Origin of the sequence: Nocardia stercoris, assembly GCF_003696265.1 — a bacterium.
Lineage (GTDB): Bacteria > Actinomycetota > Actinomycetes > Mycobacteriales > Mycobacteriaceae > Nocardia > Nocardia stercoris.
In genome coordinates this window covers 267848-287922 of sequence record NZ_RFFH01000005.1, presented here as the reverse complement: position 1 = coordinate 287922, position 20075 = coordinate 267848, and the positions used below count along the sequence as shown (strand labels likewise).

The 20075-nt window shown below is 69.5% G+C and carries 20 protein-coding genes and 1 pseudogene; 11 read left to right on the top strand and 10 right to left on the bottom strand.

What is annotated here, in order from left to right:
• Window positions 1-32: 32 nt before the first annotated feature.
• The 3 genes from EBN03_RS14930 to EBN03_RS14920 all read right to left on the bottom strand — a co-directional run bounded on the left by EBN03_RS14930 (window position 33) and on the right by EBN03_RS14920 (window position 2627).
• Window positions 33-1253 (bottom strand): MFS transporter, encoded by a 1221-nt coding sequence (locus tag EBN03_RS14930; RefSeq protein WP_122188621.1) that lies wholly within the window; start codon window positions 1251-1253, stop codon window positions 33-35.
• A gap of 95 nt (window positions 1254-1348) precedes the next feature.
• Complete coding sequence (locus EBN03_RS14925; RefSeq protein ID WP_122188620.1) at window positions 1349-1828, bottom strand: RrF2 family transcriptional regulator; 480 nt, start codon at window positions 1826-1828, stop codon at window positions 1349-1351.
• 64 nt (window positions 1829-1892) lie between these two features.
• Window positions 1893-2627, bottom strand: coding sequence for a DUF2334 domain-containing protein (locus EBN03_RS14920; protein WP_147471594.1), 735 nt, complete (start codon window positions 2625-2627; stop codon window positions 1893-1895).
• A 167-nt stretch (window positions 2628-2794) separates the two neighbouring features.
• Between EBN03_RS14920 and EBN03_RS14915 the strand changes: the two genes are divergently transcribed.
• Complete coding sequence (locus EBN03_RS14915; protein ID WP_122188618.1) at window positions 2795-4240, top strand: FAD-dependent oxidoreductase; 1446 nt, start codon at window positions 2795-2797, stop codon at window positions 4238-4240.
• 101 nt (window positions 4241-4341) lie between these two features.
• Here the strand turns inward: EBN03_RS14915 and EBN03_RS14910 are convergent, their stop codons facing one another.
• The 5 genes and pseudogenes from EBN03_RS14910 to EBN03_RS14890 form a co-directional block, all read right to left on the bottom strand.
• Window positions 4342-4902 carry a DUF2247 family protein gene (locus EBN03_RS14910; RefSeq protein ID WP_122188617.1) on the bottom strand — a complete coding sequence of 187 codons (561 nt, stop codon included), beginning with the start codon at window positions 4900-4902 and terminating at the stop codon, window positions 4342-4344.
• Window positions 4899-6230 (bottom strand): hypothetical protein, encoded by a 1332-nt coding sequence (locus EBN03_RS14905; protein ID WP_233608410.1) that lies wholly within the window; start codon window positions 6228-6230, stop codon window positions 4899-4901. The genes EBN03_RS14910 and EBN03_RS14905 overlap by 4 nt, the downstream gene beginning before the upstream one ends.
• 52 nt (window positions 6231-6282) lie before the next feature.
• Window positions 6283-6537: pseudogene (locus EBN03_RS35065) on the bottom strand (WXG100 family type VII secretion target); the annotation flags it as partial.
• Window positions 6537-6839 carry a WXG100 family type VII secretion target gene (locus tag EBN03_RS14895; RefSeq protein ID WP_122188614.1) on the bottom strand — a complete coding sequence of 101 codons (303 nt, stop codon included), beginning with the start codon at window positions 6837-6839 and terminating at the stop codon, window positions 6537-6539. The gene EBN03_RS14895 and the pseudogene EBN03_RS35065, both read right to left, overlap by 1 nt.
• Before the next feature lie 163 nt (window positions 6840-7002).
• Window positions 7003-8679: a fumarate hydratase gene (locus tag EBN03_RS14890; RefSeq protein WP_199742773.1), complete on the bottom strand. Its 1677-nt coding sequence runs from the start codon at window positions 8677-8679 to the stop codon at window positions 7003-7005.
• 170 nt (window positions 8680-8849) lie between these two features.
• On the opposite strand from EBN03_RS14890, the gene EBN03_RS14885 reads away from it, so the two are divergent.
• The 7 genes from EBN03_RS14885 to EBN03_RS14855 all read left to right on the top strand — a co-directional run bounded on the left by EBN03_RS14885 (window position 8850) and on the right by EBN03_RS14855 (window position 14726).
• Window positions 8850-9356 carry a MarR family winged helix-turn-helix transcriptional regulator gene (locus tag EBN03_RS14885; protein WP_122188612.1) on the top strand — a complete coding sequence of 169 codons (507 nt, stop codon included), beginning with the start codon at window positions 8850-8852 and terminating at the stop codon, window positions 9354-9356.
• A gap of 156 nt (window positions 9357-9512) precedes the next feature.
• A complete protein-coding gene (locus EBN03_RS14880; protein ID WP_122188611.1) occupies window positions 9513-10406 on the top strand; it encodes an STAS domain-containing protein in 894 nt (297 codons plus the stop codon).
• An 18-nt stretch (window positions 10407-10424) separates the two neighbouring features.
• The gene (locus EBN03_RS14875) at window positions 10425-10817 is read left to right on the top strand and encodes an STAS domain-containing protein (RefSeq protein ID WP_122188610.1); all 393 of its coding nucleotides are present in this window, start codon (window positions 10425-10427) and stop codon (window positions 10815-10817) included.
• Window positions 10807-11217: an ATP-binding protein gene (locus EBN03_RS14870; protein WP_122188749.1), complete on the top strand. Its 411-nt coding sequence runs from the start codon at window positions 10807-10809 to the stop codon at window positions 11215-11217. Before EBN03_RS14875 ends, EBN03_RS14870 begins: the two co-directional genes overlap by 11 nt.
• Window positions 11210-11854: a SpoIIE family protein phosphatase gene (locus tag EBN03_RS14865; RefSeq protein ID WP_199742772.1), complete on the top strand. Its 645-nt coding sequence runs from the start codon at window positions 11210-11212 to the stop codon at window positions 11852-11854. Before EBN03_RS14870 ends, EBN03_RS14865 begins: the two co-directional genes overlap by 8 nt.
• Window positions 11855-11882: 28 nt before the next feature.
• Window positions 11883-14231, top strand: coding sequence for a SpoIIE family protein phosphatase (locus EBN03_RS14860; RefSeq protein WP_233608393.1), 2349 nt, complete (start codon window positions 11883-11885; stop codon window positions 14229-14231).
• 114 nt (window positions 14232-14345) lie between these two features.
• Entirely contained in the window at window positions 14346-14726 is a 381-nt protein-coding gene (locus EBN03_RS14855; RefSeq protein ID WP_325052078.1) for an STAS domain-containing protein, read from the top strand.
• 48 nt (window positions 14727-14774) lie between these two features.
• On the opposite strand, the gene EBN03_RS14850 is transcribed toward EBN03_RS14855, so the two are convergent.
• Window positions 14775-15812 (bottom strand): LLM class F420-dependent oxidoreductase, encoded by a 1038-nt coding sequence (locus EBN03_RS14850; RefSeq protein WP_122188608.1) that lies wholly within the window; start codon window positions 15810-15812, stop codon window positions 14775-14777.
• A 172-nt stretch (window positions 15813-15984) separates the two neighbouring features.
• On the opposite strand from EBN03_RS14850, the gene EBN03_RS14845 reads away from it, so the two are divergent.
• Together EBN03_RS14845 and EBN03_RS14840 are read left to right on the top strand one after the other, a co-directional pair.
• Window positions 15985-16641, top strand: coding sequence for a cyclodeaminase/cyclohydrolase family protein (locus EBN03_RS14845; protein ID WP_122188607.1), 657 nt, complete (start codon window positions 15985-15987; stop codon window positions 16639-16641).
• A 110-nt stretch (window positions 16642-16751) separates the two neighbouring features.
• Entirely contained in the window at window positions 16752-17516 is a 765-nt protein-coding gene (locus EBN03_RS14840; protein ID WP_122188606.1) for a L,D-transpeptidase, read from the top strand.
• Between the two features lie 33 nt (window positions 17517-17549).
• Here the strand turns inward: EBN03_RS14840 and EBN03_RS14835 are convergent, their stop codons facing one another.
• Window positions 17550-18401, bottom strand: coding sequence for a bifunctional 5,10-methylenetetrahydrofolate dehydrogenase/5,10-methenyltetrahydrofolate cyclohydrolase (locus EBN03_RS14835; RefSeq protein WP_122188605.1), 852 nt, complete (start codon window positions 18399-18401; stop codon window positions 17550-17552).
• Between the two features lie 197 nt (window positions 18402-18598).
• Here EBN03_RS14835 and EBN03_RS14830 point away from each other — a divergent pair, with 197 nt between their 5' ends.
• Entirely contained in the window at window positions 18599-19444 is an 846-nt protein-coding gene (locus EBN03_RS14830) for a YdcF family protein (RefSeq protein WP_122188604.1), read from the top strand.
• Window positions 19445-20075: the final 631 nt, after the last annotated feature.

The following is a 20075-nucleotide window of genomic DNA, read 5'->3' as shown; positions in this document are numbered from 1 at the left end:
GATGGGCCGGCCGCGGTGCTGCCGCGGCCGGTTCAGACGGTGTCCGGCTCGCCCTGCGGGCGCGGGTCACGTGCCGTCCAGCGGACGTACCCGGCGGTCGCCGCGGCGAGGACCGAGGCCACGCTCAGCAGCGTCACCGGTTCGGACACCAGCAGTCCCCCGCACAGGGTGCCCAGCCCGATGCCCACATAGATGCCGGAGGCGTTGAGCGCCACCACGATTGCGGCCTGCGCGGGCGCTGCGGTGATGAGGCGGTGCTGTTGGGGCGGGCTCTGGCTCCAGCTGGCCGCGCCCCAGCCGACGGCGGCGAGGGCGACCAGCGGGACCGGGGCCGTGTGGGTGGCTGCGATGATCGCCAGGGTCGCGAAGGTGAGTGTCGAGACCAGGTAGCCCGTCGAGAGCACCCGGACCGCTCCCCTGCGGTCGGTGCTCCAGCCGGCGAGCAGATTGCCCGCGACGGCGCCGAAACCGTAGAGGCACAGCATGATCGCCACGGCACCGGCGCCGATGCCGACCGCGCCGAAGACGGGAACGGCGTAGGCGTACGGGAGGTATGCGGCGGCCATGCCCAGCACGGTCGCGGGCAGCACGGCGAGCACGGATCGGTTGCGCAGCACCGAGAACCGTTCGCGGACACCGATAGCCGGGCCGCCGGGCAGTCGCGGGATCAGCAGGGCGACGCCGGCGGCCGCGATCAGGCACACCGCGGCCACCGCGGCGAGCGCCGTGCGCCAGCCGGTCCAGTGGCCGATCACGTCACCGGCGGGCACGCCGAGCGCGGTGGCGACCGTCAGCCCGCCGATCACGATCGCCAGTGCCCGGCCCCGCATCCGTTCCGGCACCAGCGCCGACGCCACCGCGCCCGCGTTCGGGGTGTAGGCGGCGGCGCCGACGGCGGCCAGCGCCCGGGTCGCGAGCAACACCGGGAAGGTCGGCGCCACAGCCGATCCCAGGTTCGCCAGGCCCAGCAGGGACAGCGCCGCGACCAGCACGGTGCGCCGGGGCAGCCGGGCGGTCGCGGCGGCGAGGACCGGTGACAGCAGTGCGTAGGTGGCCGCGAAAATCGTGATCGCCCACCCCGCGACCGCGACCGGTACGTGCAGCGCGGCCGCGGTGTCGGGCAGGAAGCCGGCGAGGACGAAGGCGTCGGTGCCCACCGCGAAGGTTCCGAGGGCGAGCACCGGAATGCGACCGAATTCCGCTCGCGCCGTGGTGGAACCGGGACCCGCGGGTGAATTCAGGATAGTTTCCATCCCGATTTTCCTTCCGAAAATGCCCGGCCGCGCGGCCGGGCTCGATCAACGTTCGCCGGCGGACGTGCGCCGGTCGCGGACGACCTACTCGACGGTCAGCCGCCGAGCCGGTCGTAGTACCGCCTGGTCCGATCCCGCGCGGCACGTGGTGTTCCCGCGACGAGGTCGGCCACCGTCTGCCCGGCCAGTTCCCGGCGCCAGGCCAGTTCGGCGCGCCGCATGGCGGCCGAGATGCCACAGGGCTCGGCGAAGTCCGCCGCCACGGCGGTGGTCCCGGCGCCACGCTGCCGAATCTCGGTGCACCGGAACGCTTCCACCCGCCCCTCCACGGCCGCGACCACGTCCATCAAGGTGACCCGTTCGGGCGCGGTGCCCAGCCGATACCCTCCGCGCGCGCCCGGGGTCGACTCCAGAACCCCGGCCCGCACGAGCGGCTGCAGCCGCTTCTTGAGGTATTCCGGCGGCAGGTCGAACAGCTGCGCCAGCCGCGCGGTCGGGATCGGCGCCCGATCCTCGAGCCAGGTCAGCACCACACAGCAGTGCAGCCCCCACTCGACGCCCTCACCCATGAACATATCCGGGATACTACACGTCCCGATTGCCCCGCCGGAAGCTCGAGCCGGTGGTGATGCCGCAGACTCAGCGGAAATCGCTCTCGGCCAGCAGATCCCGGATCAGCGCTGGCCGAAACCCGCGAGCAGTCAAGCTACGGATCCGCCCCACCGCGTCGCCCACCGTGCGATTCCACACATCGGCCGGCCGCAGCACGACAGTGGGCACCGCACCCGTCCGCAACGCCGCGATCCGGGTCGCGACCGCACCGGCCCGCGACGCCATCGTGAATCGCGACATGTTCGGGATCCGGGTGGCCAGCCGGATCGAACACCCGTCCACATCGGCGGCCGAGGCCCACCCCACTCGGTAGCGCAGACCCGCCGCGGCCAGCACGTATTCGTCCACCGCGCCGAATCGGTATCCAGGAGGCAGGAATCCGTCGATCCGCACGCCCAGTGCGTCGCCGAGCAGGTCGAGCCCGTCGCGCAGCGCCGTCTCGGCTTCGTCACGGTCCAGACCGGCGAATTCGTCTATGCCGCCGGATGTTACGGAGATCACACCGGTGCCGCGCACCCGCCGGTGCCGATAACCGTGCAACAGCAGTTCGTCGGCCCGGCCGACGATGATCCCCGCGTCGGCGGCGGTGAACGGCTCACCACCCCAGCAGGGCACGACCGCGGCGGACAGCGAAGTACCGATCATCGGCTGCACGGCGTCGAGGATCTCCGCGATCTCGCTCGCCCACACCGGAGCCACATCCAGCACCGAGACGTGAAAGAGGCCGGGCCGACCGCCCGACATGCCGGACGATGTCCCCACGCCCGAAACATAGCATTCCGCACCGGAATACGGCTACCAACGGGCACACTGACTGACTGAGGTTCGAATCGGTGCGGCGTCGCGTGTCGGGACGTGTCCGCCGCCGAACATCCTTCGGACCGCCGGGCGGGCGTCCCCGCAGGCAGATACGACACAGGGGTGTGGGTATGCGCGGCGACATCGGGCCGGAGCGCGGCTCGGCTGTTTCTCGTCGCGCCCTGCTGTCGGCGGCCGCGGGTGCCGCCACGTTCCTCGGCACCGGCATCGGGCGCGCCGATCCCCCGATCGCCGCCGGTGCCTGGGACGGCCTGCGCAAACAGTTGCGCGGCAGCCTGTTCCGGCCCGGCGACGATCGCTTCGCGACCACCAAACAACTCTTCGATCCCCGCTTCGACGGCTCCGACCCGGTCGGGGTGGTCACCGTCGCCGATGTCGCGGACGTGCAGGCCGCGGTGCGCTTCGCCACCGCGAACGAGCTGCCGATCGCCACCCGCGCCGGCGGCCACTCCTACGTCGGCGCCTCGGCCACCAGCGGCGCGCTGGTGGTGGATATGCGCAAGCTGACCGGCGTGGACGTCCAGGGCGAGCTGGCGATCGTGCGGGCCGGCACCACCCAGCATCCGGCGCTGACGCTGATGGATCCGGCCGGTCTGGCCCTGCCGGTGGGCACCTGCCCCACCGTCGGCCTGGCCGGGCTCACCTTCGGCGGTGGCCTGGGCCCGGACTCCCGCGCGTACGGATTGCTGTGCGACCGACTGGTTTCCGCGCAGGTGGTGCTGACCGGCGGCGACGTGATCGACGTGTCCGAAAACCAGCTGCCGGACCTGTTCTGGGCCCTGCGCGGCGGCGGCGGCATCATCGGCGTGGTCACCGCCATGACCTATCGCACCATCCCAGCTCCGGCGAGAGACGTTGTGCGCCTGCTATTCCCGGGCGATCATCCGGCCCACGTGCTGTCGGCGTGGGCGGACTGGATGTCCACCGCGGACCGCTCGGTGTGGGCGGGCCTCACCGTCGCCACCGCGCCGCACGGGGTGGCGGTGACCGCCCGGCTCGTCTGCCCCGCCGGTACCGGCGCCACCACCACGGCGGCCCTGGCCGGAGTGGTCGGTACCGCGCCGGTCGTCATCTCCCAGGCCACCGTGAGCCATCTCGACGCGGCGCTGGCGCTGGGTGGCGGCACCACGGCCACGCCGCGCACCGTGCAGGTCGCGGGCTCCGACATCGTGTCCGCCCTCACCCCCGCGGTGGCCGAAACCATCGTGGGCGTGATCGCCGACCGGTCCCGCGCCGGCGGCAGCGGCATGGTGTTGCTGGACCCGCTGGGCGGCGCGATCGCCGACACCGCCCCGGACGCCACCGCGTTCCCCTGGCGCCGGCACGCCGCCGTCCTGCAGTGGCTGGTCGAGGCGCCGCCCGACCCGGCCGCGGCCCGCAACTGGATCACCACCGCGCATCGTGCGGTGGCCCCGGTTTCCTCGGGCGCCTACCTCAACTACCTCGAGGTCGGCACCGACGCCCGCCGCTACTTCGGCCGAAACCTCTCCCGGCTGCGTACGATCCGCTGGTTCACCGACCCGGATCACCGCCTGGCCAACGGGATTCCGCGCTGAGCTGCTTTCAACGGCGGCAAATTCAGCCCGGGATCGCGGCCCCGGGCGCGGTGACGCATGATGGGCCACGTGTGTAATCGCGGCCGGTTGTCAACGCGGCGTCACAGCGGCGGGAGATCGATGCGCCGCTCCACAGTTGGCGCATTACCGCACTCCACGCCTGGATCCACCGCCTGCCGATATCCGGTTCCGAAGCGCTCCTGGCCGGCCCGGACATACGCCGCCCAGCGATCCATGAGCCCGGCGGCCCCCGGCTCGGCGCCCGGAGTCAGCGGCATATAGCGAACGAAGGGCCCCATCGAGTCCGGGTAGTCGAGGTCCGCATACAGCATCTCGACCGCCTGTAGCGGATCCTCGAATTCAGCGGCGTTGTCCAGGAGCCAATTACACGTCAGCCATACCCACACATCGGATTCGGCCACCGCGAGCTGCGCGACGAGCGCGGGGACCCTGTCCAGCTCGTCGGAAAGCAGAAGCGAAAGCTCCTCGACAGCCCCGGACGCCTGCGGTTCGGGTACCACGTTGTTCAATGCGAGTCTTACGACATCAGGCGCAGTGAGCCAACCCTGGTCATATCCGAACTTCAATTCACGGGGAGTCAACCGAGTACGGCACTCTACGAACTCCGCCGGAATCCTGAATTCGATCAGTTTGTCGGTCATTTCGTAATCGGCACCCCATTGATCGTTCCATTCTTGACAAACATCTGGTGAGTAACCTTGTCACCGTCGACGATCCATTCAAATCTGCCAGAAACACCATTGACTTCACCGGGCATCTGGACCAAGGTTCGGGTTACCCCGTCGCCACCTGTTATCTCGTATACGGTGCCCTTCTCCGCAATCTCGTCGACCGGGAAGGAAGCCGACCGATGCCAGGGATCGCCCTTGAGTCCGGATCCGGTCCGGTCTGCCTGCTCGATAATATCCTGAGCCTGCTGCGGCGTGGGCTTGGACCCGCCCGGCCCCGCCGAGTCCGGCGCGGACGTCGATTCTTCCAGTCCTTCGTCGACGTCCTGGCGAGTGAGGCTTCCGATCTCCTGCAGGTCGTCACCGGCACTGGCCAGTACGTCCTCTTCGGCCGCAGCCGATTCCAGGATTCCACCAGCCCCTTCGATTGCGGCGTCAGTCACAGCTTGCACCGTCTCATCAGCCGCGATATCGACAGCCGCATCCGCTGCGGCCACTTCGGCCGGAGTGAGACTGGTAGCGGCACCGGCAGAGAAGAAGTCCGCCGCAATCGACAGGATCAGTCCACCGGCGAGGGCCAAGTCGAGAGTATCCAGGATCTTATTGATCCGCTTACGCAGATCGTCGAGCGCCTTCTTCAGTTTGAGGACGTCGTCGATCAGTTGATTGCTTGTCCCCCACAGGTGCCGGGCCGTGTCGTAGAGAGTCGTGAGCTGCTCGGTGATATCGGCGATCTCGGGTGAATCCTGGGCCGACATCTGCTTCATGATGTCGTTGATATCGACGTCGGCGTTGGCCACGGTGTGGTCCTGGTTGAATGCCTTCCACGCGGTGGCGGCCGCACCGAGCTTGTCGGTGTTGCCGTCTGGAATATGGATGTGGATCTTGTCCAGCAGTTCAGCAATCGAAACCAGGCCGTTGCCCGGCCCGCCGGCAGAGGGTGGATGAACCCAACACAGATCGACCGGCTGCACGACCTCCGCCGGTTTCGTCGGCGGATCACCCTTGTTCGGATCTATATTCGCCTTCCAGTCCGCGTAGGCGTGGTTGTACCCGGCAAGCGCGATGAGAGAGCCGTAATACGGCAGGGTTTGACCCAGCTTGTGCGCGACGTCGACCGCGTGACCAGCGCGCTTGTCGTACGCGGTGGCCCATTTCTTCGAAGAGCCACTCGAACCGGACATCGAGCCGGTACCGGCCAGGGCTTTCATCAACGCCGTTGTGGCCGTCTCGATACCGGCACCGATATCCGTGAGCTTCTTCGCCGCGTCGTTGTAGACACGGACATCGACGTGGGACATCGACGACTACCGGCAGGAACATGCGGGTGTTGGCGGAATGGGCCCCGGTGTATGCGGTATGCGCAGCCTTCACCGCGTCCGACAGATCTCCCACTCCGGTATTGAATTCGCCTGCGGCAGCTGACCATTTGTCGTGCGCGGAGCGGTGAGCAGCAGCGGCGACACCGTCCCACGTTCCGCCGGTGTGCAGTGCTGCCACCCGGCGGTCCAACTCGGCAAGATGGTCGCTGATAAATCCGTTCAGGTTGCGCAACTGCGTGGTCAAGTTCTCGAGTGCATCGGTGTCGACGTGGATGTCCTCATCCATCACAGTGGCGGCAGGTCGAGGCTGGACGACTTCAATTCCGCAGCGAACTGATTGTCCGCGCCCGCGTGGGTCTCGGCGGTGACGCCGAGTGAATTCGCCATAGTGGTCAGGGCATCGATGATGGCCTCGCCGTTGACGCGACACTCATCCCAGCCCTTGGCGAAACTCTTCGAAGCGGTACTGCGCCAATCACTTCCGCAGGTCCTATCGACTTCCTTCGCAGCCGAACCAAGTGCGTTACGCAGAACGTCAGCAAGATCGTAGGCATATGTTCCCAGCGCGGACACCTCCGCCGGGACGATCGAGAGGTCCGGGCTCCCCCCCAGGATGGCTCATGAACGCAAGCGTAACAGGGCTTTTCCGGCGACGCAGCCTTGTACTTTGTCACTGCCCGGCACACGAGGGGCTGGCAGGAACAACAAGGGGGCCTGACCGAAACAGTCAGGCCCCCTTGCAGATACCGAGTTACACGCGTTCCTTCGAGCGTTCCCGCACGCGCAGTGCGATCGGCTTGGAGGTTTCGGCGAAGAAGTCGTTGCCCTTGTCGTCGACGACGATGAAGGCGGGGAAGTCTTCGACCTCGATCTTCCACACCGCTTCCATGCCGAGTTCCGGGTACTCCAGTACCTCGACGGACTTGATGCAGTCCAGGGCCAGGCGGGCGGCGGGGCCGCCGATGGAACCCAGGTAGAAACCGCCGTGCTCCTTGCAGGCCTTGGTGACCTGCGCCGAGCGGTTGCCCTTGGCCAGCATGACGAAAGAGCCACCGGCGGCCTGGAACTGGTCGACGTAGGAGTCCATGCGGCCGGCCGTGGTAGGGCCGAACGAGCCTGAGGCGTAGCCGTCGGGGGTCTTGGCGGGGCCGGCGTAGTAGACGGCCATGTCGCGCAGGTACTGCGGCATGGGCTCGCCCGCGTCCAGGCGCTCCTTGATCTTGGCGTGCGCGATGTCGCGGGCCACGACCAGCGGGCCCGACAGCGACAGCCGGGTCTTCACCGGGTACTTGGACAGCTCCGCGCGGATCTCGGCCATCGGCCGGTTCAGGTCGATCTTGACCACGTCGCCGCCGAGGATGGCGTCGGTCTGCTCCGGAAGGTACTGCGCCGGTTCGGTTTCCAGCTGCTCCAGGAACACGCCCTCGGGGGTGATCTTGGCCAGCGCCTGCCGGTCCGCCGAACAGGACACCGCGATCGCGACCGGGCAGGACGCACCGTGGCGGGGCAGACGGATCACGCGCACGTCGTGGCAGAAGTACTTGCCGCCGAACTGGGCGCCGATCCCGAAGGACTGGGTCAGCTTGAAGACCTCCTCCTCCAGCTCCAGGTCCCGGAAGCCGTGCGCCGCCATCGATCCCTCGGTCGGCATGTTGTCCAGGTAGTGCGCCGACGCGTATTTCGCGGTCTTCAACGCGAATTCCGCTGAGGTGCCGCCGATTACCACCGCCAGGTGGTAGGGCGGGCAGGCCGCGGTACCCAGCGAGCGGATCTTCTCGTCCAGGAACTCCAGCATCCGGGTCGGGTTCAGGATGGCCTTGGTCTCCTGGTACAGGAACGACTTGTTCGCCGAACCGCCGCCCTTGGCCATGAACAGGAACTTGTACGCCGGGTTGGCCGGGTCACCGGGGGTCGAGTACAGCTCGACCTGCGCGGGCAGGTTGGAGCCGGTGTTCTTCTCGTCCCACATGGTGATCGGCGCCAACTGCGAGTACCGCAGGTTCAGCTTGGTGTAGGCGTCGAACACACCGCGGCTGATCCACTCGGCGTCGTCGGTGCCGGTCAGCACACCCTCGGACTTCTTGCCCATCACGATCGCGGTGCCGGTGTCCTGGCACATCGGCAGGATGCCGCCCGCGGAGATGTTGACGTTCTTGAGCAGATCCAGCGCCACGAAGCGGTCGTTGCCCGACGCCTCCGGGTCGTCGATGATCCGGCGCAGCTGCGCCAGGTGCGCGGGCCGCAGGTAGTGGCTGATGTCGTGCATCGCCGTCGCGGTCAGCAGGCGCAGCGCCTCCGGCTCGACCTGCAGGAAGGTGCGGCCCCCGGCCTCGAAGGTGCTGACCCCCTCGGTGGTGAGCAGCCGATAGGGGGTGTCGTCGGCCCCGGTCGGCAGCAGGTCCGAGTACAGGAAGTCAGGCGCGGTCACGAGTCGCACTCCTTCGGGCAGTGAATTCAGGCCCGGTCAGCGTATCGAGGGCGTCCCGGCCGGTCACATGCGGGCCGCGCCCCTCCGGTTGCACCTTCAAGTTCGGGCGTGTACCTCTCGAAGCAGGGCGCCACCGGCTGCCCCCGCCCGACACGACCTGGAGAGGAATCGTGACCGTAGCTCGTTCACTCGACGATCTCGAGATGCGGACCTGGCTGGGCTACATGGTCACCCGGGACCTGATCGCCACCGCCGTCCACCGCGACCTCGCCGTCGCGGCCGAATGGGACCCGGCGCTACGCGCCAACCTCACCGTCGTCGAGTACGCGGTGCTCACCCAGCTGGCCGTTGCCCCCGGTCAGCGCCGCGGTTTCACCGAACTCGCGGAGGTGCTCGAATGGTCGCAGAGCCGTCTGTCGCATCAGATCACCCGCATGCAGCGGCGCGGCCTGGTGACCCGGGTCGCGGTTCCCGACGACGCCCGCCGCACCGCCGCCGCGCTCACCCCGCAGGGCGCGGAGCTGCTCGCCGTGGCCGCGCCCGCGCACACCGAGAGCGTGCGACGTAATCTGATCGATGTCCTCGATCGCGACCAGCTGCACGCGCTGGCCGAGATCTACGCCACACTACTGAACCACCATCGCGGCCGCCCTCCGGACGAGCCGGCCGCCGTGTGAAATACCGCACCCGCGTGCCGGATTCGACGCGCCCATGTTTGGTTTCCTCCCCGAAGGGCAACGGGTAGGACTAGGCTCGGCACCGGCGAGCAGCCGGGGTGCGAGCCCGATGAGGAGCGAACCGAGCTTCCCTCTACCGAAAGGGGCAGGACTTTCATGTCCGACGTGTCCATCGGCCTACCGCCGGAATCGATGCCGGCCGGACCGGTCGACATCCTGCTGCCACAGCTGGTCGAGCACCTGCGGCAGAACCGGACCGAGCTGCGTGAGGAATGGGCGCGCCGTATCACCGACGCCCAGCTGCTGACGGCCATGACGCCGGAGGAGATCTTCTCCGAGGCGACCTCGGTCTATGACAACTACGTCGAGGTGCTCGAGACCGGTAGCGTCGAGGCCCTGCAGGCCTACGCCCGCGACCTGTCCGAACGCATCATCCCGCGAGGCGTCGAAACCGACGAGGTCCTCGGCATCGTGCTGCTGCTGCGCGACGTGCTCGCCCGCTCGCTGTTCGAGAAGTACCAGACCGACTTCGAGCTGCTGAACAAGGTGCTCGACGCCTACGAGCCGGCCGCCAACCGCATCGCCAACACCGTGGGCGTGTCGTTCGTGCAGGAGCGCGAGCGCGTCATCCGCCAGCAGCAGGAAGCCATCCGCGAGCTGTCCACCCCGGTGCTGCAGGTGCGCGAACAGCTGCTGATCCTCCCGATCATCGGTGTGCTGGACTCGCAGCGCGCCCGCCAGCTGACCGAACAGCTGCTGCGCGCCATCCGCGCCAACCGCGCCAAGGTCGTCGTCATCGACATCACCGGTGTGCCCGCCATCGACTCCACCGTCGCCAACCACCTGGTCCAGACCGTCGACGCGTCCGGTCTGATGGGCGCCAACGTCATCATCACCGGCCTGTCGTCGGAGATCGCGCTGACCCTCGTCACCATCGGCCTCGATCTGTCGAAGATGAACGCGGTCGGTGACCTGCAGGGCGGCATCGAGGAGGCCGAACGCCTGCTCGGGTACGAGGTGTCCCGGGTCACCGACCGAGACGGACGGTAAGCCGAGGGGGCGGGCGCCATGCCGGTACCGATACTCAAACAGGGCACCTACCTGATCGCTTCGGTGCAGTCGGCGCTGACCGACGCCGATACCGAACGCCTGCAGGACGATCTGATGACCTACGTCAGCAAGTATCGAGCCCAGGGCATCATCGTCGATGTCACCGCCATCGACGTGATGGACTCCTTTGCCGCACGCTCACTGCGCACGATCGCGCACATGACCAAACTACGGGGTGCCGACACCGTCATCGTCGGCCTACAGCCGGAAGTCGCGTTCGCCATGGTCCAGCTCGGCCTCACCTTCGAGGACATGCACACCGCCCTCGACCTCGAGGAGGGCCTGGCTTGGCTGAACCGGAAACTGCCCGTCGTGCGTAGCCGGCCAGACGGACGTGATCGTGGTCGATGAGAAGGTGATCGCGGTGAAGGTGTCCAACGACATCGTCACCGCACGTCAGGCAGGACGGGAACTGGCCGCCGAGCTGGGTTTCTCGCTGACCGACATCACCATGATCTCGACAGCCATCTCCGAGATCGCCCGCAACATCACCAGTTACGCGGGTACCGGGGAGATACGGATCGCGGTGGCGGATCGCGAGGGCCGCCGGGCGCTGGTCGTGCAGGCCCACGATCAGGGGCCGGGTATCCGCGATATCGGGCGGGCGCTCGAGGACGGCTACTCGACCGGGCGCGGCCTGGGTTTGGGGCTGCCGGGAGCGAAGCGGCTGATGGACCGGCTGCAGGTGGATTCGGCGCCCGGCAGTGGCACCTTGGTGGAGATGTGGAAGTGGGTACCCTCCGGTGCATGACGACGGCTACGTCGGCGCGGTGGAGTGGGCAGTGGCCGGACGCGCACTGCCAGGCCAGCGCGTCTCCGGCGACCGCTCGGTCGTCCTCGACACCGGCGGCGGCTCGGTGCTGTTCGCGGTGCTGGACGGTCTCGGGCACGGCCCGGCGGCCGCCGACGCGGCCGACCGCGCGGTCCAGGTGCTCTCGGAGAACCGCGCCGAACCGCTGGATGTGCTGATGGTCATGTGTCATCGGGCGATGGCCGACACCCGGGGTGCCGCGGTGTCGCTGGCGCTGTTCGACGCGGGCGACCGGCTGCAGTGGCTCGGTGTCGGCAATGTGGACTGCCGGGTGATCGGCGCCGGTCCCGGGAAGCCCGTGGTCCGGGCGACCGCGCTGCTCACCGGTGGCATCGTCGGCTATCTGCTGCCCTCGAATCTGCAGACCCAGACGGTGCCGGTGCGGCCCGGAGACTTGCTCGTGATGGCCACCGACGGCATCGTCGGCGAGATGGTGGAACGCATCGATCTGCGGGCACCGACGGTCGAGATCAGCCGCGCGGTGCTGGCCGGGCACGCGAAGGACACCGACGACGCGCTGGTGCTGACCGCCCGGCGCCGCGGCGCGGTCCCCGATCCCGGGGCGGCTGCGGTATGAGCGCCGCGCATCACCTACGGAGGCCGTCGTGACCGTCCTCGCCGCCTTCCGGGAGTCGTATTCGCAGGCGCTGCGGCTGCATCTGGACCAGCCGTCCCAGGACACCCTGTCGGAGGGATACGAACTGGGCCGCCGTGCCCTGGTCGAGGGCATCAGCATTCTCGACCTGACCGAACATCATTTCCGGCTGCTGGAGGGTGTCGGGCTCGCCGATCCCGAGCACCGGACGCAGGCGGGGCCGCAGCGACCCAGCGGCGACCCGAAAGCCGAAGCGGCGCTGGAGTTCCTGCTGCAGACCCTGGCCGCACTGGACGTGGCGACCCGTGGCTTCCTGGACTCCACGCGCAGTTACGAACGGCAGCGGCTGCGCGCCGAGGATCTGGCCGGGCGCGACGCGTTCCGCACCGCGCTGGTCGAGTCGCTGCAGGACGGCTTCTTCGTCGCCGACGCGGACGGCACTGTGGTGGAAGTGAATTCGGCGTTCGGCGACCTGACCGGTTTCGGTGCCGCGGGCCTGCCCTATGCCGAACCGTACCCGTGGGCGCTGCCCGAGGTGCACGACTATCCGACGTTGGGCGCGGTGCTGCGGCAGGCGCCGCCGGCCGCCCGGTTCGAGATGCCGGTCCGGCACCGCGACGGCCGGCGGCTGTGGCTGGCGGTCAGCACCTCGTCGCTGCTGAAACCGGAGAACGACGAGCGGGTGTTCGTCGGCACCGTGCGCGACACCACCGCCGAACACGACGCGCAGGCCCGCGACCAGGCGGTGTCCCGGCTCGCGACCGCGGTCGGCGCGGCCACCAGTGTCGACGAGGTACTGACTGTCGGGCTGGAGGAACTGCGCCGCGCGGTCGGTGCCCGCAGTGCGGTCGTGTCGGTGTGGCCGAATCGCCTGACCGGCCCCGAGTTCTACGTCTGTGACCCCGACTCCGGTTCCGGCACAACCGATCTGCTGTCCCGGCAGGTGCTCGACGCGCGGGCGCGCGCCCTGCTGGAGGCGACCCGGCGGCTGCCCGGCCGGGCCGTGCACGCCATCCCGGAGGGCGCGGCCAGTCCCGAGGGGATCGTGGCGCCGCTCGGCGAGACCGGCGACGCCGCGGTGTGGCTGTCGTTCGCGGCGCCGCGCGCGGTGAGTGCCGGTGACTGGGCGCTGTTCTCGCTGCTGGTCGGTCATCTGAGCCTGGCGGTGCAGCGGGCGCGCAACTTCGACGCCGCCCGGTCCACCTCGCTCACACTGCAGCGCGCCATGCTCGGGCCGATCGAGCTGCCGCCACGGTTCGCAGTCCACTACGAGCCCGCGCTGCCACCGCTCGAGATCGGCGGCGACTGGTACGACGTGGTTCCGTTGCGGGACGGCACGATCGGGCTGGTGGTCGGCGACTGTGTCGGCCGTGGCCTGTCCGCGGCCGTGGTCATGGGCCAATTGCGCACGGCCGCACGGGCATTGCTGCTGCGTGGCGCCGGACCGGCCCAACTGCTGGCCGAACTGGACACCGTGGCGGCCCGCATCCCCGGCGCCATGTGCACCACGGTGTGCGCCGCGGTGCTGGATCCGGTGGGTGGCACCGTGCGCTACTCGAACGCCGGGCACATGCCGCCGATCCTGGCCGAGGCGGGCGCTCACGGCCGCGAGCTGGACGGCGGCCGGTCGGTGCCGCTGGCCACCTTCGATCCGCCGCGCCGCCCGGAGGCCACCACCGAACTGCCGCCGGGCTCGACCCTGGTCCTGTTCACCGACGGCCTGGTGGAGGAGCGCGGCGTCGACATCGATCTGCGGTTCGGCGACCTGAGCGACGAACTGGCCGGCGCGGCCACCCGGTCACCGCGCGAGGTGGCCGACGCCGTGCTGTCGCGGTTGCGCCCGCCTGCCGGCTACGACGACGACGTCGCCATGGTGGTGTACCGGCAGCCGCCGCCCCCGCTGCGGGTGGAGATCCCCGCCGAGGCCGCCCGGCTGTCCGGGGTGCGGCGGGAGCTGGCCGCCTGGCTGGTGGCGGCCGCGGTACCCGCCGAGACGGCCGGCGATGTGGTGGCGGCGGCGAACGAGGCGTGCAGCAACAGCGTCGAGCACGCCTATCTGGGCGGTCCGGCGGGTGCGGTGCGCCTGGTCGCCGACTGCACGCTCGACCGGATCACTCTCACGGTGACCGATACGGGGGTCTGGCGGCCGATGCCGCCCGACCCCGGCTATCGTGGCCGGGGGATCGCGATGATGCGGGCACTCAGCGACGAGCTGTCCATCGAACACCCCGAGGGGGTGGGGACCGTGGTGCGGCTCACCGTCGCGCTGCCTGCGGTCGAGTTCTCGGCGGCCGGTCGTTACCAGGGAGTGTCGCGCCTGGGACACACCGGCGCATTGTCGCCCGCCACCAACCCTTGATTCACCGAATATGCTGCGTACCTTTATATTCCACGACCACTACGAATCCGGGCCGACCGGCGAAGTTGACCGGGATGCAGCGCGCTGCGCGGGTTCGTGGCAGATTGGTTTGTTGTGACCAACATTTCCGGAGACACGAATCCCGTCGCCGAGTCCATGACCACCACGGTCACGGCAGGCGGCGAAGCGACGGTGCTCACGGTTACCGGCGAGGTGGATCTGGCGACTGCGCCCGCACTGGAGACCGCGATCGACGCGACCCTGGCGGACAACCCGGCCAACCTGATCATCGACCTGGCCCGCGTGACCTTCCTCGCCTCGGCCGGCATGGCGGCGCTCGTCGCCGCGTACCGGCGGGCCGGGGAACGGACCCGGATCGCGATCGTCGCGGAGGGCCCGGCCACCAGCCGCCAGCTCAAGATCACGAACCTGGACCAGGTCTTCGAACTCCACTCGTCACTGGACGCCGCACTGGCGGCGATCAGCGGCCGCTGAGCCGGGCCGCCCGGGTGGGTACGAGAACCGGACCCACCCGGCCCGCGGTCACACCAGCGCGCGCAGCTGCTCGATCAGCTTGACCCGCTCGGCGGCGGTCGCGGCGATCGGCGTCACGTTCAGCACGGTCACACCGGCCTCCTTGAACGCCTGCACCCGCTCGGCGACGAACGACGGCGAACCGATCAGCGAGATGTCGCGGACCAGCTCGTCGGGCACGACCGCGGCCGCGGCCTCCTTCTGGCCGGACAGATACAGCTCCTGGATCCGGTCGGCCTCGGCGCCGTAGCCGTAGCGGGTGGCGAGGTTGTGGTAGAAGTTCTTGCCCTTCGCGCCCATGCCGCCGATGTAGAGCGCCAGATGCGGCTTCACGAACTCGCGCAGTCCCTCGACGTTGTCACCGATCGCCAGCGCCGGGCCGGCGTAGACCTCCATGGCACCCAGCGCGGGGTCACGCTTGGCGGTACCGGCACGCAGCGCGTCACCCCAGACCGAATCGGCCTTCTCCGGCAGGAAGAAGATCGGCTGCCAGCCCTCGGCGAGCTCCGCGGCCAGTTCCACGTTCTTCGGGCCGAGAGCCGCGAGCAGCACCGGAATCCGCTCGCGGATCGGGTGGTTGATCAGCTTGAGCGGCTTGCCCAGCCCGGTGCCCCGACCCTCCGGCAGCGGGATCGTGTAGTACTTGCCCTGGTACTCGAGGCGCTCGCGGCGCCACACCTTGCGGCAGATCTCGATGATCTCGCGGGTGCGGCCGATCGGCGCGTCGTAGGGCACACCGTGGAAGCCCTCGATCACCTGCGGGCCCGAGGCGCCCAGGCCGAGGATGAAACGGCCGTCGGACACGTAGTCCAGGCCGGCCGCGGTCATGGCGGTCAGCGTCGGGGTGCGGGTGTACTGCTGCAGGATTCCCGACGCGAGCTGCACGCGGTCGGTGATGGCGGCGAGATAACCCAGGGCGCTCACCGCGTCGTAGGAGTAGGCCTCCGGTACGAAGATGATGTCGACCCCGGCGCGCTCCAGGTCGGCCACCTCGGTGGCCACCGCTTTGAAGCCGTCGGTGTAGTTGATACCCAGTCCGATACGCATGACCGGCACGCTACTCGCGCCGCCGGATATCCGGCGCAGGCACCCGGGCGAATCGGGCAGCAAAGTGTCGGCCGCGGGTCCGCGGGGGCCGGTCGGCCGGTTACTAGTACGGTATTGCGGGTATCACGCCCATTGTCCCACCCCACGTCACGTTCCGGAGGGTCGTTCGCTCATGTCTGCCGAATCCACGTTGTCGCACGGTGTTTCGTCCTTCGCCGACGCGACGGTAGGCGGCTATCTGAGCGACTTGGCGGCGAAGATCCCGGCACCGGGCGGTGGCGCGGTGGCGGCGCTGCACGCCGCCCAGGGCGCCGCGCTGGTCGCGATGGTGGCCCGCTATACGACGCGCGCCAAGGACGCCGACAACCGTCCGGTGATCGAGCGCATCATCGACGCCGCCGACGCGGCGCGTGAACGGGCCCTGTCCCTGTCCGACGCCGACGCCGCGGCGTTCACGGCGGTGGGCGCGGCCTACAAGCTGCCCAAGACCGACGGCGCCGAGTCGGCCGTGCGCGCGGCGGCGATCACCGCGGCGCTGCTGACCGCGGCCCGGGTGCCCGCCGAAGTGGTCGCCGTGGCCGACGATGTGGTGGCCCTGGCCGCCGATCTGCTACCGATCGGCAACCCCAACGTGATCACCGATATCGGAGCCGCGGTGGATTGCGCGCGGGCCGCCGTCACCAGTTCCCGGCTGAACATCGCGATCAACGTGGGCCTGCTGCACGACGGCGAGGGCGCGGAGTTCGCCCCGATCCTGGGCCGGATCGAGGAAATCGTGGCCCGGGCGGACGCGGTCGCCGCAGAAGTTTTCGCCGCGGTAGCCGGCTGAGATCACATCCGCCGGTCCGGGCACCGTTACGTCACATTGACTGTTCTGCGGCATATGTCCAGTTCTAGAATGGGACGTTCCTTGCCACAACCACTCGAAAGGGTGGAAACATGCGGACGTCATTTCGGCGGTTCTCTCTCGTGCTCGCCGTCGCGGCCACCTCGGTCGCGACTACGGCAGCAGTCACCGGCACAGCCGGCGCAGCCAGCATCGCGCCTCGCGTCTTCGCGGTGAGCTCGGTCTCCCCCTCATCCGGTGAACGGGTGGGTGTGGCGGCACCGATCAGCATCCGGTTCGCAAACCCGGTTTCCGACCGGGCCGCGGCCGAACGCACAGTCGCTGTCAGTACAGCGGCCGGCCCGCTCGCGGGCTCGTTCCAGTGGAGCGACGATCAGAACCTGGTGTGGAAGGCCGCTGCCCCGTTACCGGCGAACACCGGCATCGGCGTGCAGGCCGGCAGGGCCCACACCGATTTCACCACCGATTACGGCACCACCGCCGACGCGGACATGTCGGCGCACACCTTCACGGTGTACATCCCCGGCCAGGCGCCGCGGGTGATGCCGGCCTCGATGGGACGGCCCGGGCACGAGACCCCGGTCGGCACGTTCCCGGTCATGGAGCGCGACCGCTACCTGCAGTTCGACTCCGCGACCATCGGCATCCCGCGCAGCAGCCCGGACGGGTACTACTTCGTGGGTGACTACGCCGAGCGGCTCACCTCGGGTGGCGTGTTCGTGCACTCGGCGCCGTGGTCGGTCGATTCGCAGGGCGTGGAGAACGTGAGCCACGGCTGCATCAACCTGGCCCCGGACGACGCCGAGTGGTACTACGAGAACGTCAGCGTCGGCGACCCGGTGACCACCCACTGGTGATCACCGGGCTACCGGGCGGCGACGCCCGGTAGCTCAGCCGAGTGCCTCGGCCGCGGTCACCACGTGCCGCATCAAAAGTGCGGTGGTGACCGGGCCGACCCCACCGGGTACCGGACTCAGAGCGGCGGCCTTGCCGTCCACCGAAGCGGCGTCGACGTCACCGACGATGCCGCCGTCCGGACCCTCGTTGGTGCCGACGTCGATCACGACGGCACCTTCGCGAACATGGTCGCCGGTGATCAGACCGGCGCGGCCGACCGCCGCCACCACCACATCGGCGGCAGAGGTCGCCGCGGGCAGGTCGGTGGTGCGGGAGTGACACACCGTCACGGTGGCGTCCTCAGCCAGCAACAGCTGGGCCAACGGCTTGCCCACCACGTTCGATCGACCGACCACCGCCACATGCCGCCCCGACAGCGGCACGCCGTGGTGCTTGGCCAACTCCACGACCGCCTCGGAGGTCGCGGGTGGGAAGCCGGGCAGGCCGGCGGCGAGCAGGCCCAGTGACGCCGGGCTGACGCCGTCGACGTCCTTGGCCGGCGCGATGGCGATGCTGACGTCGTTGAGGCCGACCCCGGCCGGCAGCGGCGTCTGCAGCATCACTGCGTCCACCGCCGGATCGGCACTGAGCGCGTGCAGCCGCTCGCGGATCGCCTCTGCGGTGGCGGTGGCACCCAGATCGAGTGTGTCGCAAATGATTCCGAGTCGTTCCGCAGCGCGCTGCAGCGACTTCACGTACCAGCCGCTGGCTGGATCGTCGTTGGCGACCACCAACATCAGCTGCGGCGCCCGGCCGCGCGATTCGGTCAGCGCGGCGGCGCGCTCACGGGTGGCGGAATTGAGAGCGGCGGCAAGTTCCTTGCCCGGTAGCGAACTGGTTTCCACGGTTCACACCATATCCGGCGCGGTCGTGCGGGCGGCCACCGCGCCGCGGTGTCCGAATCCCATTCGGGACAAATCCGCGACTCGGCCGAGTTGCACCCGTATCGTGGTCGTGACGGTCAGTCACTTTCCAGCAACAAAAAGGTAAAACCCCGTTTGGTTCGAAAGGTGCCCTAGTGAGAATCCCTCGCTGCCTACGCATGGTCTTCGCGGCCTGCGTCTCCGCCATCGTCGTCGCCGGGCCGGCGGCCGGTATCTCGTTCGCCGACCCCACCGACGACCTGTACAACACCGCCCAGAACAACTTCGTCAACGGTGACGACCGCGGCGGCCTCGGCGCCCTGGCCGCCCTGCTCGCGCAGAACCCCGACGACACCCAGGCTCTGGCCCTGCAGGCCATCTGGTCCGACTACGTCGGCGACCTGATCACCCGGGAGGCCGCGCTCAACCGGCTGGCCGGCGTCGACGGCGGCATGGCGCAGGGGGTGCGCGGGGTGCTGGGTGCGATCGGCGCGGCTGTCGGCACCCTGCCCGTCCCGCTCCCGGCCCTGGTCGGCCCGCAGACCGGCATCGTGGTGCTCGGTTACGGGCTGCTGCCCGACGGCACGATGCGCTCGGAACTGCTGGAACGGCTCGGCGCGGCCTGGCTGCAGGCGATCGCGGCGCCCATGTCGCCGATCGTGGTGACCGGTGGCAACCCGCAGAACGGCATCTCCGAGGGCGCGGCCATGGCCGGCTGGCTGATCGGGCACGGCATCCCCGCCTCGCGCGTGCACGTCGAGGACCGGGCCGGCTCCACCGTGGGCAACGCCCTCTACAGCAGCCAGATGCTGCGCGACATCGGCGCGAACAGCGCGGTCGTGGTGACCTCGCCCAACCATATCCGGCGGGCGGTCGGCGACTTCATCGTCACCGGTATCCCGGTGGTGGGCGCCATGACCTCCGCCAACGAACTGGTGTCGTCGCTGCTGCCGCCGACGCGCCCCGCACAGCGCGGTATCTACGTCGACGTCAGCCGCACCTTCGGGCTGCCGGGCTCGCGCTGAGCCGCTGATCCACTGATGTGCCGAGCCTCGGGGCCGGCCCGCTCGGGCCGGCCCCGGCGCGTGTCCGGGGACGGCACAGCTCGCCGGCGGACCGGCGCACCCGAATGCCGACGGCCTCGGCTGCGCGGAGTGGGCATCGGCTGCGCGGGGTGGGCATCGGCCGCACGGGTGGTCCTCGGCCGCGCGGAGTGGGCATCGGCCGCACGGGTGGTCCTCGGCCGCACGGAGTGGGCATCGGCCGCACGGGGTGGTCCTCGGCTGCACGGGTGGTCCTCGGCCGCGCGGAGTGGGCATCGGCCGCACGGGTGGTCCTCGGCCGCACGGGGTGGTCCTCGGCTGCACGGGTGGTCCTCGGCCGCGCGGAGTGGGCATCGGCTGCGCGGACCGGGCCTCAGCCGCGCGGACCGGGCATCGGCTGCGCGGACCGGGCACGACAGCGTCGGCCGAGCCTGCCCGGGCGCAGCCGAACCTCCGCCAGCAGCGATTTCTCGGGCCGCCGTATAAATGCGGCCAGGCCGTTGCAGACCGGCATCGGGGACCAGCGCAGAATTGCGGTCGTGAGGACCGATGATCAGCACCACCCGGCACAGGCCGAGCCCGTACCACCGGCGGATTCGGCGACCGCGGCGGT

What these genes read in the sequence shown, in the direction of transcription:
- EBN03_RS14915 (WP_122188618.1), top strand. Translation starts at nt 2,795, where the DNA reads ATGCGCGGCGACATCGGGCCGGAGCGCGGCTCGGCTGTTTCTCGTCGC.
- EBN03_RS14930 (WP_122188621.1), bottom strand. Translation starts at nt 1,253, where the DNA reads ATGGAAACTATCCTGAATTCACCCGCGGGTCCCGGTTCCACCACGGCG.
- EBN03_RS14850 (WP_122188608.1), bottom strand. Translation starts at nt 15,812, where the DNA reads ATGCGTATCGGACTGGGTATCAACTACACCGACGGCTTCAAAGCGGTG.
- EBN03_RS14925 (WP_122188620.1), bottom strand. Translation starts at nt 1,828, where the DNA reads ATGTTCATGGGTGAGGGCGTCGAGTGGGGGCTGCACTGCTGTGTGGTG.
- EBN03_RS14845 (WP_122188607.1), top strand. Translation starts at nt 15,985, where the DNA reads ATGTCTGCCGAATCCACGTTGTCGCACGGTGTTTCGTCCTTCGCCGAC.
- EBN03_RS14905 (WP_233608410.1), bottom strand. Translation starts at nt 6,230, where the DNA reads ATGTCCCACGTCGATGTCCGTGTCTACAACGACGCGGCGAAGAAGCTC.
- EBN03_RS14880 (WP_122188611.1), top strand. Translation starts at nt 9,513, where the DNA reads ATGTCCGACGTGTCCATCGGCCTACCGCCGGAATCGATGCCGGCCGGA.
- EBN03_RS14875 (WP_122188610.1), top strand. Translation starts at nt 10,425, where the DNA reads ATGCCGGTACCGATACTCAAACAGGGCACCTACCTGATCGCTTCGGTG.
- EBN03_RS14830 (WP_122188604.1), top strand. Translation starts at nt 18,599, where the DNA reads ATGGTCTTCGCGGCCTGCGTCTCCGCCATCGTCGTCGCCGGGCCGGCG.
- EBN03_RS14840 (WP_122188606.1), top strand. Translation starts at nt 16,752, where the DNA reads ATGCGGACGTCATTTCGGCGGTTCTCTCTCGTGCTCGCCGTCGCGGCC.
- EBN03_RS14910 (WP_122188617.1), bottom strand. Translation starts at nt 4,902, where the DNA reads ATGACCGACAAACTGATCGAATTCAGGATTCCGGCGGAGTTCGTAGAG.